The 12,907-nt window shown below is 72.3% G+C and carries 10 protein-coding genes and 1 pseudogene; 4 read left to right on the forward strand and 7 right to left on the reverse strand.

Translation table 11 applies throughout. The features are described from left to right. Positions 1–113: 113 nt before the first annotated feature. The 3 genes from CCN72_RS13410 to CCN72_RS13420 are packed head-to-tail and all read right to left on the reverse strand — an operon-like array spanning position 114 to position 3,962. Positions 114–2,498 carry a xanthine dehydrogenase family protein molybdopterin-binding subunit gene (locus CCN72_RS13410; RefSeq protein ID WP_086807724.1) on the reverse strand — a complete coding sequence of 795 codons (2,385 nt, stop codon included), beginning with the start codon at positions 2,496–2,498 and terminating at the stop codon, positions 114–116. A gap of 1 nt (position 2,499) precedes the next feature. Further along, positions 2,500–3,072, reverse strand: a complete 573-nt coding sequence (locus CCN72_RS13415) for a (2Fe-2S)-binding protein (RefSeq protein WP_086807725.1) — start codon at positions 3,070–3,072, stop codon at positions 2,500–2,502. Continuing rightward, the gene (locus CCN72_RS13420) at positions 3,072–3,962 is read right to left on the reverse strand and encodes an FAD binding domain-containing protein (RefSeq protein ID WP_086807726.1); all 891 of its coding nucleotides are present in this window, start codon (positions 3,960–3,962) and stop codon (positions 3,072–3,074) included. Before CCN72_RS13420 ends, CCN72_RS13415 begins: the two co-directional genes overlap by 1 nt. A 294-nt stretch (positions 3,963–4,256) precedes the next feature. Here CCN72_RS13420 and CCN72_RS13425 point away from each other — a divergent pair, with 294 nt between their 5' ends. The 3 genes from CCN72_RS13425 (at position 4,257) to CCN72_RS13435 (ending at position 7,456) form a co-directional block, all read left to right on the forward strand. Then, positions 4,257–5,939 (forward strand): PucR family transcriptional regulator, encoded by a 1,683-nt coding sequence (locus tag CCN72_RS13425; RefSeq protein ID WP_086807727.1) that lies wholly within the window; start codon positions 4,257–4,259, stop codon positions 5,937–5,939. Positions 5,940–6,104: 165 nt separating this feature from the next. Further along, the gene (locus tag CCN72_RS13430; protein ID WP_037657927.1) at positions 6,105–6,872 is read left to right on the forward strand and encodes a hypothetical protein; all 768 of its coding nucleotides are present in this window, start codon (positions 6,105–6,107) and stop codon (positions 6,870–6,872) included. A gap of 92 nt (positions 6,873–6,964) precedes the next feature. After that, on the forward strand, positions 6,965–7,456 hold the full coding sequence (locus tag CCN72_RS13435; protein ID WP_086807729.1) for a DUF2231 domain-containing protein: 492 nt from the start codon (positions 6,965–6,967) through the stop codon (positions 7,454–7,456). A gap of 87 nt (positions 7,457–7,543) precedes the next feature. On the opposite strand, the gene CCN72_RS13440 is transcribed toward CCN72_RS13435, so the two are convergent. After that, complete coding sequence (locus CCN72_RS13440) at positions 7,544–8,257, reverse strand: GntR family transcriptional regulator (RefSeq protein ID WP_086807730.1); 714 nt, start codon at positions 8,255–8,257, stop codon at positions 7,544–7,546. Between the two features lie 441 nt (positions 8,258–8,698). Here CCN72_RS13440 and CCN72_RS13445 point away from each other — a divergent pair, with 441 nt between their 5' ends. Then, complete coding sequence (locus CCN72_RS13445; RefSeq protein WP_086807731.1) at positions 8,699–9,766, forward strand: DUF2637 domain-containing protein; 1,068 nt, start codon at positions 8,699–8,701, stop codon at positions 9,764–9,766. 88 nt (positions 9,767–9,854) lie between these two features. Here the strand turns inward: CCN72_RS13445 and CCN72_RS13450 are convergent, their stop codons facing one another. The 3 genes and pseudogenes from CCN72_RS13450 to CCN72_RS13460 form a co-directional block, all read right to left on the reverse strand. Beyond that, on the reverse strand, positions 9,855–10,247 hold the full coding sequence (locus CCN72_RS13450) for an ATP-binding protein (protein WP_037657993.1): 393 nt from the start codon (positions 10,245–10,247) through the stop codon (positions 9,855–9,857). Between the two features lie 579 nt (positions 10,248–10,826). Further along, on the reverse strand, positions 10,827–12,569 hold the full coding sequence (locus CCN72_RS13455) for a pyruvate dehydrogenase (protein ID WP_086807732.1): 1,743 nt from the start codon (positions 12,567–12,569) through the stop codon (positions 10,827–10,829). Between the two features lie 105 nt (positions 12,570–12,674). After that, a pseudogene (locus CCN72_RS13460) lies at positions 12,675–12,907 on the reverse strand (protein phosphatase 2C domain-containing protein); the annotation flags it as partial.

Genomic DNA, 12,907 nt, shown 5'->3' on the forward strand with positions numbered 1-12,907 from the left:
GGGTGGGGCTGGGGCCGGGAACGAGCGGTTGCCCGGCGCCGGGGTGCCGCTGCGCCCACCCATGCCGCCCTGCGGCAGATTGCCCGCAGCGGCGGGGGGCGGCAGCGGAGGCGTTACGCCGTGCCCGTCAGATGCTCCGGACGTACCGGCGTCCGGTCCAGCTCCAGGCCCGTCGCGTTGCGGATCGCCGCGAGGACGGCCGGGGTCGAGGACAGGGTCGGTGCCTCGCCGATGCCGCGCAGCCCGTACGGGGCGTGCTCGTCGGCGAGTTCGAGGACGTCGACCGGGATGGTCGGCGTGTCGAGGATGGTCGGGATCAGGTAGTCCGTGAAGGAGGGGTTCCTGACCTTCGCGGTCTTCGGGTCCACGATGATCTCCTCCATCACCGCGACGCCCAGGCCCTGCGTGGTGCCGCCCTGGATCTGGCCGACGACGGAGAGCGGGTTGAGCGCCTTGCCGACGTCCTGGGCACAGGCCAGTTCGATGACCTTGACGAGGCCGAGTTCGGTGTCGACCTCGACCACGGCGCGGTGCGCGGCGAAGGAGTACTGGACATGGCCGTTGCCCTGCCCGGTGCGCAGGTCGAAGGCCTCGGTCGGCCGGTGCCGCCACTCCTCCTCCAGCTCCACCGCTTCGTCCTCCAGGACGTCCACCAGGTCGGCGAGCACCTCGCCGCCGTCGGTGACGACCTTGCCGCCCTCCAGCAGCAGTTCGGCGGTGGCCCAGGCGGGGTGGTAGGAGCCGAACTTGCGCCGGCCGATGTCCAGGACCCGTTCGCGGACCAGCTCGCAGGCGTTCTTGACGGCGCCGCCGGTGACGTACGTCTGCCGGGAGGCGGAGGTCGAACCCGCCGAGCCCACCTGGGTGTCGGCGGGGTGGATGGTGACCTGGGCGACGCCGAGCTCGCTGCGGGCGATCTGGGCGTGCACGGTGACACCGCCCTGGCCGACCTCCGCCATCGCGGTGTGCACGGTGGCGACGGGCTCGCCCGCGATCACCTCCATGCGCACCTTCGCGGTGGAGTAGTCGTCGAAGCCCTCGGAGAAGCCGACGTTCTTGATGCCGACCGCGTAGCCGATCCCCCGTACGACGCCCTCGCCGTGCGTGGTGTTGGACAGGCCGCCGGGCAGCTGCCGTACGTCGGCGCCCTCGCTGGACTCCCACTGGCGCTCGGGCGGCAGCGGCATCGCCTTGACGCGGCGCAGCAGTTCGGCGACCGGCGCCGGGGAGTCGACCGGCTGCCCGGTCGGCATGATCGTGCCCTGCTCCATGGCGTTGCGCTGCCTGAACTCCACCGGGTCCAGGCCGAGTTCCTTCGCCAGCTTGTCCATCTGGGCCTCGTAGGCGAAGCACGCCTGGACCGCGCCGAAGCCGCGCATCGCGCCGCAGGGCGGGTTGTTGGTGTAGAGCGCGATGGCCTCGATGTCGACGTCGTCCACGACGTACGGCCCGATGCTCAGCGAGGAGGCGTTGCCGACGACGGCCGGGGAGGCGGAGGCGTAGGCGCCGCCGTCCAGGACGATCCGGCACCTGACGTGGGTCAGCTTGCCGTCGCGGGTGGCGCCGTGCTCGTAGTACAGCTTGGCCGGGTGGCGGTGGACGTGTCCGAAGAAGGACTCGAACCGGTTGTAGACGATCTTGACGGGCTTGCCGGTGCGCAGCGCCAGCAGGCAGGCGTGGATCTGCATGGACAGGTCCTCGCGGCCGCCGAACGCGCCGCCGACGCCGGACAGCGTCATCCGCACCTTGCGCTCGGGCAGTCCGAGCACGGGCGCGATCTGGCGCAGGTCGGAGTGCAGCCACTGGGTGGCGATGTAGAGGTGGACGCCGCCGTCCTCCTCGGGCACCGCGAGCCCGGACTCGGGGCCGAGGAACGCCTGGTCCTGCATGCCGAAGGTGTACTCGCCCTTGACGATCACATCGGCGCGGGCGGCGGCCGCGGCCGCGTCGCCGCGCACGATGGGCTGGCGGTGCACGATGTTCGGGTGGTCGACATGCCCGATGTGGTGGTCGTCGCGGTGCTCGTGGACGAGGACGGCGTCCGGGCCGAGGGCCGACTTCTCGTCGGTGATCACGGGGAGTTCGCGGTACTCGACCTTGATCTTGGCGGCGGCCCGGCGGGCGGTCTCCGGGTGGTCGGCGGCGACGATCGCGACCGGCTCCCCGTGGTGGCGCACCTTGCCGTGCGCGAGCACCGGGGTGTCCTGGATCTCCAGGCCGTAGTGCTTCACCTCGGTGGGCAGGTCGTCGTACGTCATGACGGCGTACACACCCGGCAGGGCGAGGGCCTCGGCGGTGTCGATGGAGACGATCTCGGCGTGCGCGACGGTGGAGCGCAGGATCTGGCCCCACAGCATGTCCTCGTGCCACATGTCCGAGGAGTAGGCGAACTCGCCGGTGACCTTGAGGGTGCCGTCGGGGCGCAGCGTGGACTCGCCGATGCCGCCCTTGGTGCCCGAGCCCTGGGTGATCTTGGTGGGAACTCCGTTGGCCGGCATGTCAGACCCCCTCGGACTGGCGGGCGGCGGCCAGCCGGACCGCGTCCATGATCTTCTCGTAGCCCGTGCAGCGGCACAGGTTGCCCGACAGGGCCTCGCGGATGTCGGCGTCGGACGGGTTCGGGTTGCGCTCCAGGAGTTCGTCGGAGGCGACGAGCAGGCCCGGGGTGCAGAAGCCGCACTGGACGGCGCCCGCGTCGATGAACGCCTGCTGGATCGGGGCGAGTTCGATGCCCTCGCCGGCCTGGGAGTCGGTGCCTCCCTTGGCCGCCCAGCCCTTGGCGGCGTCCAGGGGGACGCCCTCGGAGCCGCCGCAGGAGCGCTGCCGCGCGTGGTCGGCGAGGCCCTCGACGGTCACCACGTCCCGGCCCTCGGCCTGTCCGGCCGCGACCAGACAGGAGCACACCGGCACGCCATCCAGACGTACCGTGCAGGAGCCGCACTCGCCCTGCTCGCAGGCGTTCTTGGAGCCGGGCAGGCCGAGCCGCTCGCGCAGCACGTAGAGCAGGGACTCGCCCTCCCAGACGTCGTCGGCCTCCTGCGGGCGTCCGTTGACGGTGAAGTTGACGCGCATCACGCAGCTCCCTCGGTGCGGCGGGTGCCGCGGTACGACTCCCAGGTCCAGGTCAGGGTCCGGCGGGCCATCACGCCGACCGCGTGCCTGCGGTAGCTCGCGGTGCCCCGGACGTCGTCGATCGGGTTGCAGGCGGCGGCGCACAGGTCCGCGAACTGCTTGGCGACGGAGGGGGTGATGATCTTCCCGTTGTCCCAGAAGCCGCCCTCCGCGAGCGCCGCGTCCAGGAACTCCTCGGCGGCCTTGGCGCGCACCGGTGTGGGCGCGGCCGAGCCGATGCCGGTGCGCACGGTACGGGTCTCGGGGTGCAGGGCGAGGCCGAAGGCGCACACGGCGATGACCATGGCGTTGCGGGTGCCGACCTTGGAGTACTGCTGGGGGCCATCCGCCTTCTTCACATGGACGGCGCGGATCAGCTCGTCGGGCTTGAGCGCGTTGCGTTTGACGCCGGTGTAGAAGTCGTCGATCGGGATCATCCGGGTGCCGCGCGCCGCCGACGCCACCTCGACCTCGGCGCCCGCGGCGAGGAGGGCGGGGTGGGCGTCGCCGGCGGGCGAGGCCGTGCCGAGGTTGCCGCCGACGCCGCCGCGGTTGCGGATCTGCGGGGAGGCGACCGTGTGCGAGGCGAGCGCGAGGCCCGGCAGCTCGGCACGGAGCTGTTCCATGATCGTGCTGTAGGGCACGGAGGCACCCAGCCGCACGGAGTCCTCGCCGGTCTCCCATTCGTAGAGATCGCCGACGCGGTTGAGGTCGAGCAGGTACTCGGGCCTGCGGTGGTCGAAGTTGATCTCGACCATCACATCGGTGCCACCCGCGATCGGCACAGCGGTGGGATGCTCGGCCTTCGCGGCGAGCGCCTCCTCCCAGCTGGCGGGGCGAAGGAAGTCCATGACCGGCTCTCTTCTTCGTCTTGGGTTCTGCGGATTTGAGCCAATCCGTGTGCGGCGGGCCCGGCTCGTTCCTGTCGTGTTGACGTGGAGTGGAGTCAGTACACCGCCGTGTACTCCGACGGGGTCAGTCACTGAAACCATGAAGGAGTTCGCTGGCCAGGGGAAGCATCTTGTAGATTCGTATGAACGGAGGACATCGGTAACCTCTCCGTTTTCCCGGGGAAACGGTCACTCCCCCGTCGGCCCCCGAAGATCCATCGTAGGTTTCGAGACACAGAAACGGCGGCAACTGAGATGCGGCTGCGCGCACTGCTGGACACCGACGCGCTGGGCCTGCTGCTGCTCGGCGGCGAGGACGAGCTGGACCGCTCGGTGCGCGGTGTGATGACGACCGACCTGCGGGACCCGAGCCGCTACCTCGCGGGCGGGGAGCTGGTGCTGACGGGCCTGGCCTGGCGGCGGGACGCGGCGGACTCCGAGCCCTTCGTACGCCTGCTGGTGCAGGCCGGAGTGGCGGCCCTCGCGGCGGGCACGGCCGAGCTGGGCGGGGTGCCGGAGGACCTGATCGCGGCCTGCGCCAAGCACCGGCTGCCGCTGCTCGCGGTGGACGAGTCGGTGGCCTTCGCGACGGTCACCGAGCATGTCGTACGACAGGTGTCAGGCGAGCGCGCCGGGGACCTGGCCGCCGTGGTGGACCGGCATCGCCGGATGATGACCTCGGGTCCGGCAGGCGGCGGCCCCGATGTGGTGCTCGATCTGCTCGGCACCGACCTCGACCTGCGCGCCTGGGTGCTCTCCCCCACCGGCCGGCTGATCGCCGGTTCCAAGGTGGCGGGCCCCGACCTGCCCGCCGGGACCTGCGCCCGGCTGGCCGCCGAGCAGCTGGCCGCCACCCGCACCGGCCGGCGCGGCCCGCACCGGGTCCAGCTGGACGGTACGACGTACTCGCTCTTCCCGATCCGCTCCTCGGGGCGTGCCCCGGGCGCCGCGCGCGATGTGCGCGAGACGGTCCTGTCCGACTGGCTGCTGGCCGTGGAGGCCGACGCGAGCGACTGGGACGGGCAGCGGATGGATCTGCTCCAGGGCGTCACCCAGCTGATCGCCGTGGAGCGCGACCGCCGGGAGGCGGCCCGTACGGTACGGCGCCGGCTCGCCCAGGAGGTCCTGGAGCTGGTGCAGACCGGTGCCGCGCCCGCGGAGATCGCGGCCCGGCTGCGGGTGGCCGCGCCGGTACTGCTGCCCGGTCTCGGCGCGGCCCCGCACTGGCAGGTCGTGGTGGCCCGGGTGGAGTGGGACGGCGAGGAGATCGAGGGCGGCCCGGTGGCCCAGGCGCTCCTGGAGGAGGTGCTGGTCGACCCGTCGGCGACCGGCCCCGAACCGGCCGACCGGATCGCCGTGGCGCACACCGGGGACGAGGCGGTGGCGCTGGTGCCGCTGCCCGCCGTACCGGCCGTCGCCGCGGACCGGGAGGGCGCGGAGACCGGGCTGCTGGCCGACGCGCTGCTCCAGGTGGTGCGCGAGCCGCTGTCGGCCGGTCTGGGCGGCGACGGGCGGCTCACGCTCGGCGTCAGCGCGGCCGTGCACTCCGCGGAGGGCCTGCGCGGCGCCCTGGAGGAGGCTCGGCACGCCCGCCGGGTGGCGGCGGCCCGGCCGGGGCGGGTCTGCGCGGCCGGGCACCAGGAGCTGGCCAGCCATGTGCTGCTGCTCCCGTTCGTGCCGGACGATGTGCGCCGCGCCTTCACGGCCCGGCTGCTCGACCCGCTGACGGACTACGACCGCAGGCACCGCGCGGAGCTGATACCGACCCTGGAGGCGTTCCTCGACTGCGACGGCTCCTGGACCCGCTGCGCCACCCGGCTGCACCTGCACGTCAACACGCTGCGCTACCGCGTCGGGCGGATCGAGCAGTTGACGGGACGGGATCTTTCGCGTCTGGAGGACAAGCTCGATTTCTTCCTGGCACTGCGGATGAGCTGAGCCGGACGGGGTGAAACGGACGAACCGCGTCCGCGCCACGCCCCCACGACTTTGTGAAATCTTTCACCCACCCCCTTGGCCAGGTGTGGCGATCGGTGCTGGAATGCCGCCACCACTCAACAGCCCGATGGCGTGCCTGGGGAGGTCAACGTGGCGTATACCGCCATGTCTGGGAACGGAACGACCGCCGGTGACGATCCTCTCCAGACCGCGGTATGGCGGTTGCGCTCGCGGGCCTGCTGGGCCGACGCCGCGGCCCTGCTGCCACCGGACACGCCGGGCGCGGCGCTGCAACGGGCGATGCTGCTCGTGGAGCGCTGCCTGTACACCGAGGGCGGCTGGGCGGACGCGGAGGACGCGCTGCGTACGGCGGAGGCGCTCGCGCACACCGACGAGGAGCGGGGCGCGGCCGCCTGCGAGCGCGGGCAGCTCGCGTACGCCGCGACGCTCCACGGCATCCGGGACCGGGTGGACGAGGCACGGGCCGCGCTGGGGCGGGCGGCGGCGCTGATCCCGCCGGGAGCGGCGGGGCGGGCGCTGCTGGACTTCCGGCGGGGGCTGCTCGCGGAGAACCTGTCCCGCTCCCCGCAGGCGGCGCGCGCCGCGTACCGCCGGGCGCACGCGGGCGCGACCGCGCATACCGATCCGCTGCTGCTGTCGTTCACCTGGCGCCATCTCGCCGGACTCGCCCTGCGGGACGGGGAGTTGGCGGAGGCGCGGCACGGGTTCGCCGAGTCCCTGCGGATCCGGGAGGAGCTGGGCTACCTCGTGGGTACGGCGCCCGCGCTGGTGTCCCTGGCGGACACGGAGGACGAACCGGCGGCGACCCGGCTGCGGGACGAGGCACGGCGGCTGTTCCGCCTTCTGGGGGGCGTGCCGACCTGGCTGGCGGCGCAGCTCGCGCCCCCGGCGGCGGGGCCTGCCACGGCGTGAGCGGGAGCCGTGGGGGCGTGCTCAGAGGGAACTGAGAGACGGCTGTGCCAGTGTGACGCGCCCCGAGACCCCCCACTCCTGGAGAGCGTCGCATGACTCTCGTCAACGGGCTTCCGGCCCATGTCCTGCTCGTCCATGTCGTCGTGGTGCTGGTCCCGCTGACCGCCCTCGCGCTGGTCGCCGCGGCGATATGGCCGCGGGCCGCGCGCCGGCTCGGCCTCCTGCTGCCCGCGCTGGGCCTCGTGTCCCTGGTCAGCGTGCCGCTCACGACGAGCGCCGGTGAATGGCTTGAGCGGCATGTCGACTCCGACCCGCTGGTGCGCCGGCACGCCGAGCTGGGCGACGGGCTGCTGCCGTGGGCGCTGGGGCTGTTCGTGCTGGCCGTGGTGGTGTGGTGGGCGGGCCGCGGGTCGCGCCGCGAGGGGGGCGGCGGCGCGCGGTGGTCGGCGCTGCCGGTGCGGATCGTCCTCGGGCTGCTGTCCGTGGTCATCGCGGTGGGCGCGGTGGTGGATGTGTACCGGATCGGCGACTCGGGCGCGAAGGCGGCGTGGCACGACGGGTTCTCGAAGACCGAGGGTTCGTAGGGTCTGCGTCTGCGGGGTGCGGACGCGTCACCGGGTGCGGGTACGTCGCGGCCGGTCGCGCGGTTCCCCGCGCCCCTCAAGGGGCGCTCAGGCCGCGCCCGCGAAGTGCTCCGCCACCAGCTCCCGCACCACGTCGAGATCCCGGACCACCAGCGCCTCCAGCAGCGAGACATGTTCCGCCGCGTCCGCGACGAGGTCCGCGCGGGCGTGCCGGACGGGGCCGCCGACCAGCGGCCACTGGGCGCGGCGGTGGAGGTCGCAGGCGATGCGGACCAGTTCCTCGTTGCCGGAGAAGGCCAGCATGGCGCGGTGGAAGGCGCGGTCGGACTCGGCGTACGTCGCGGGGCAGCCGGACGCCGCCGCCCGGACCGTGTCCTGTGCGAGCGGCCGCAGCTCGGCCCAGCGCGCGGCCGGGACCGTACGGGCCAGCCGCAGCATCACCGGGACCTCCAGCAGCTCCCGCACCTCCGCCAGCTCGGCCAGCTCCCGCGCGCCCCGCTCGATGACCCGGAACCCGCGGTTGGGCACCACCTCGACGGCGCCCTCCAGGGCCAGCTGCTGCATCGCCTCCCGCACCGGCGTCGCCGAGACCCCGAAGCGGTCCCCGAGAACCGGCGCCGAGTACACCTCGCCCGGCTTCAGCTCGCCCGCGACCAGCGCCGTGCGCAGCGCCTCCAGGATCTGCCCGCGCACCGAGGCCCGCTGTATCACGGGCCGCTCGCCCTCGGGCCTGCGCGGGCCCGGAACCAGTCCCTCACTGTGCGTGTACGCCGCCGCGGAGCCCTGCACGCCCTGCCTCACGGGGTCCTCCTGGCGGCTTGTCGGTACTTGGGGTCATTAACGACGGGTTGTCGGTTGTTCGTCAAGCACCCTAGACGTACCGAGCGGTACGTCAAACTCGATCGAGGTCGACCGACCTCGATCGAGAGGCGATCAGGGAGCGCTGGAGGGGCGATCGGACCCCCGCGGTCCACTAAGATCAACTCGAATCGGGCCGCCCCGCACGGACAGGTGATTCACAACTTCCTCACCTGTCGCAGGAACTTTCCGTTGAACCATCCGTACGGGTAGTCTTATTCGAACTCAACTCCCGCCCCTCATGCGGCAGTTCGAGCAGATCGCCGTCCCCGGGCATCCCCTCGCACCCTCTTGGCGGCCTCTTGCCGCGAAACCCCCTGAGGGCCGCCCGGAGTGGGTCAATATGGCGGGCGTTACGCCCTATCCCAATGCAAGGGACCCCTGATGAGACTGACCGACATATCGCTGAACTGGCTGCTTCCGGGCGCCGTACTGCTCCTGGGCATGGTGGCGGCGGTAGCGGTGCTCGCGCGCGGAAAGCGCTCCTCCGGGGAGAACGCGAGTGCGGACGACTCCTGGGAGCGCAGCGAGGAGCGCCGCCGGCGCAAGGAGGCCATCTACGGCACCGCCTCCTACGTGCTGCTGTTCTGCTGTGCGGCGGTGGCGGCCGCGCTGTCCTTCCACGGCCTCGTCGGCTTCGGCGAGCAGAACCTGGGGCTGACCGACGGCTGGCAGTACCTGGTGCCGTTCGGCCTCGACGGCGCGGCCATGTTCTGCTCCGTCCTCGCGGTGCGCGAGGCCAGCCACGGTGACGCGGCCCTCGGCTCGCGCATCCTCGTCTGGATGTTCGCCGCGGCCGCGGCCTGGTTCAACTGGGTGCACGCGCCGCGCGGTGTCGACCACGCGGGCGCCCCGCAGTTCTTCTCCGGCATGTCCCTGTCGGCGGCCGTCCTGTTCGACCGCGCGCTGAAGCAGACCCGCCGGGCCGCGCTGCGCGAGCAGGGCCTGGTGCCGCGCCCGCTGCCGCAGATCCGCATCGTGCGCTGGCTGCGCGCCCCCCGCGAGACCTACAAGGCGTGGTCGCTGATGCTCCTGGAGGGCGTGCGCAGCCTGGACGAGGCGGTCGAGGAGGTCCGCGAGGACAACCGGCAGAAGGAGCAGTCGCGCCAGCGCCGGCGCGAGCAGCAGCGGATGGAGCGCGCCCAGCTCAAGGCCATCAGCCGGGGCCACGGCCGCTTCGTGAACCGGGTCGGCGGCCGGCAGGTCGAGGTGCAGGCGGTGGAGCGCGGCTCCTCGGGCGCCACCACCGCGGAGCCTGCCATAGCGACCGCGGAACAGCTGCCGGTGCCCTCCCGTCCCTCCCTCCAGCCGGTCCGCAAAGGGTCTGAGCCCCTGACCAAAGGGCCCGAGCCGGTGACCGTCGACCTCACCGCCGAGGACGACACCATGGCCCTGCCCCGCCTGGACTCCCTGGAGCGCAAGCTCAAGGAGATGGAGCAGCAGTTCGGCTAGACGTGTCCGGAGTTTCATGGGCCGGGGGTGCGATCGTACGGGTCGCACCCCCGGCCCATGACCGTACCCGGGCCCCGGCCGTCGCCGCTCACGCCGCTTCGGCGCCCAGTTCGAACCACACCGACTTGCCGACCCCGTGCGGCCGTACGCCCCAGGCGTCCGCGAGGGACTCCACCAGGACCATGCCCCGGCCGTGGGTGTCGTCGTCCGGGTCCGGGGTGCGCACCTGGGGTCTTCGGGGCACGAAGTCCCGTACCTCCACCCGGAGTCCGCCGGGCACCACCTCCGCGGTGAGGACGGCGTCGTCGTCGGTGTGCACCAGCGCGTTGGTGACCAGTTCGCTGGTGAGCAGCTCGGCGATCTCCGAGCGTCCGGGTTTGCCCCAGTCGCGCAGCAGCTCGCGCAGCTCCCTGCGGGCCTCGGGCACGGAGCGCAGATCCGCCCGCCCGAGCCTGCGCCACAGCCGCTGCGGCGGCTCCACGACCCGGCCGCGCCCGCCGCGCCGCTCCCGCCCGTCCCGTAAGGAATCGTCGACGGGAAGGCGCACCAGACGCCCCGGTGGCTCCCCGGTGGTCCGCGCGGACCGGGGCTCATCCGTGGTCCGCGGGCGCCCCGGTTCTCCCGCGGCCGTCACGGTGCCCACCGGCTCCCGGGCGCCGCCCGGAACGTCCCCCGGGGTCTCCCCCGTACCGTCCCCCGGTTCCGCGGAGGGGGTCCCGGTGGTCACGGGACCGCCCCCTCGTGCCTGCCTCTTCATGGCCCCCGCCCGCACGCCGCTCGAACCCTGCCCCTCCTGGTCGAACACGTTCACGGGGGATGCTTGCCCAGTGGACCAACGGCCAGTCCTGGCCCCGGCCCGATGACCGGCGGTTCGGCCATCGTCGGGGCCCGTCGCACCCGGGCGCGCGGCGGCCGCGGGAACCTGACGACGGCCTTCCGGGCGGCCCTCTGACGCCGCTGACGCCCCGTGACGGCCGGACCGCCGCGTCCGGCACAGCGGGTCGGCATGTCGTCACGGGCCGTGAAACTGGCCGAAATCCGCTCCCCGGTCCGGGTGGTGTCAGGGCCGGGGCACGTTGCGCAGATTGGAGCGGGCCATCTGGACCATGCGGCCGACGCCGCCGTCCAGCACGACCTTGGAGGCGGACAGCGCGAACCCGGTGACCATCTCGGCGCTGATCTTCGGCGGGATGGACAGGGCGTTGGGGTCGGTGACGATGTCCACCAGGGCCGGGCCCTTGTGCCGGAACGCGTCCTTGAGCGCGCCGGCGAGCTGCTTGGGCTTCTCCACCCGCACCCCGTAGGCCCCGCAGGCACGGGCCACGGCGGCGAAGTCCGGATTGACGTTGACGGTGCCGTACGCGGGCAGTCCGGAGACCATCATCTCCAGCTCGATCATGCCGAGCGCGGAGTTGTTGAACAGCACCACCTTGACCGGAAGATCGTGCTGCACCAGCGTCAGGAAGTCCCCCATCAGCATGGTGAATCCGCCGTCGCCGGACATCGACACCACCTGCCGGCGCCGGTCGGTGAACTGCGCGCCGATCGCCATGGGCAGCGCGTTGGCCATCGAGCCGTGCGAGAACGAACCGATGATCCTGCGGCGGCCGTTGGGCGAGATGTAGCGCGCCGCCCAGACATTGCACATACCTGTGTCCACGGTGAACACCGCGTCGTCGTCAGCGACTTCGTCCAGTACGGCGGCCACGTACTCGGGATGGATCGGGACGTGCCGGTCGACCTTCCTGGTGTACGCCTTGACCACGCCCTCCAGCGCGTCGGCGTGCTTCTTCAGCATCCGGTCCAGGAAGCGGCGGCTGGTCTTCTCCTTGATCCGCGGGATGAGGCAGCGCAGCGTCTCGCGTACGTCGCCCCACACGGCGAGGTCGAGCCGGGAGCGCCGGCCGAGCACCTCGGGCCGTACGTCGATCTGGGCGATCTGCACATCGTCGGGCAGGAAGGCGTTGTACGGGAAGTCGGTGCCGAGCATGATCAGCAGATCGCACTCATGGGTGGCCTCGTAGGCGGCGCCGTAACCGAGCAGTCCACTCATGCCAACGTCGAACTTATTGTCGTACTGAATGAACTCCTTGCCGCGCAGGGCGTGTCCCACCGGGGACTTGACCTTCTCGGCGAACTCCATGACCTCCGCGTGCGCCCCGGCCGTCCCGCTGCCGCAGAACAGCGTGACCTTGCCGGCCTTGTCGATCATCTCCACGAGGGCGTCGATCTCGGCGTCACCGGGGCGGACGGTGGGCCGGGAGGTGACCAGGGCGCTCTGCAGGGCCTTCTCCGGGGCGGGTTCGGCGGCGATGTCGCCGGGCAGCGAGACCACGCTGACACCGCTCTGGCCGACCGCGTGCTGGATGGCGGTCTGGAGCAGCCGGGGCATCTGCTTGGCGCTGGAGATCAGTTCGCTGTAGTGGCTGCACTCCTGGAAGAGCCGGTCGGGGTGGGTCTCCTGGAAGTACCCGAGGCCGATCTCGCTGGAGGGGATGTGGGAGGCGAGGGCGAGCACCGGTGCCATGGAGCGGTGGGCGTCGTACAGGCCGTTGATGAGGTGCAGATTGCCGGGGCCGCAGGAGCCGGCGCAGGCGGCCAGCTTCCCGGTGATCTGGGCCTCGGCACCGGCCGCGAAGGCGGCGGTCTCCTCATGGCGGACATGCACCCAGTCGATGTGGGAGTGGCGGCGGACGGCGTCCACGACCGGGTTCAGGCTGTCGCCGACGACGCCGTAGAGGCGGCGCACGCCGGCGCGGACGAGGATGTCGACGAACTGTTCGGCTACGTTCTGCTTGGCCATGTTCTCTCGTCTGCCCCTTCCGGGGTCCGGGATCCGTGCGAGGTCCCGGACCCGTCCCGGATCCGTGCGTGGTGCCCCGGTTCCATGGAGGCATACGAGGGGCGGTTACGCCTCCCACAGGGCCGCGGCCGTACGGTCGTCGGCGTAGCCCTTGACCCGCACCCGGGCGTCGGCGAGGAACGCGGCGAGGCCGGGCGGGCGGCGGCCGGACCAGCGCCGGGACAGATAGGCGCTCAGGGCGGGCTCACCACGCAGCGGCTCCGCCAGGCCCGGGGTGCACATCAGCAGCGCATCACCCGGGCGGGCTAGCGAGACCTGGAAGCGGAAGGGGTCGCGGG

The organism is Streptomyces murinus (assembly GCF_002154555.1).
Lineage (GTDB): Bacteria > Actinomycetota > Actinomycetes > Streptomycetales > Streptomycetaceae > Streptomyces > Streptomyces murinus.

What these genes read in the sequence shown, in the direction of transcription:
- CCN72_RS13430 (WP_037657927.1), top strand. Translation starts at nt 6,105, where the DNA reads ATGTCTGGGAACGGAACGACCGCCGGTGACGATCCTCTCCAGACCGCG.
- CCN72_RS13420 (WP_086807726.1), bottom strand. Translation starts at nt 3,962, where the DNA reads ATGGACTTCCTTCGCCCCGCCAGCTGGGAGGAGGCGCTCGCCGCGAAG.
- CCN72_RS13425 (WP_086807727.1), top strand. Translation starts at nt 4,257, where the DNA reads ATGCGGCTGCGCGCACTGCTGGACACCGACGCGCTGGGCCTGCTGCTG.
- CCN72_RS13435 (WP_086807729.1), top strand. Translation starts at nt 6,965, where the DNA reads ATGACTCTCGTCAACGGGCTTCCGGCCCATGTCCTGCTCGTCCATGTC.
- CCN72_RS13410 (WP_086807724.1), bottom strand. Translation starts at nt 2,498, where the DNA reads ATGCCGGCCAACGGAGTTCCCACCAAGATCACCCAGGGCTCGGGCACC.
- CCN72_RS13445 (WP_086807731.1), top strand. Translation starts at nt 8,699, where the DNA reads ATGAGACTGACCGACATATCGCTGAACTGGCTGCTTCCGGGCGCCGTA.
- CCN72_RS13415 (WP_086807725.1), bottom strand. Translation starts at nt 3,072, where the DNA reads ATGCGCGTCAACTTCACCGTCAACGGACGCCCGCAGGAGGCCGACGAC.
- CCN72_RS13455 (WP_086807732.1), bottom strand. Translation starts at nt 12,569, where the DNA reads ATGGCCAAGCAGAACGTAGCCGAACAGTTCGTCGACATCCTCGTCCGC.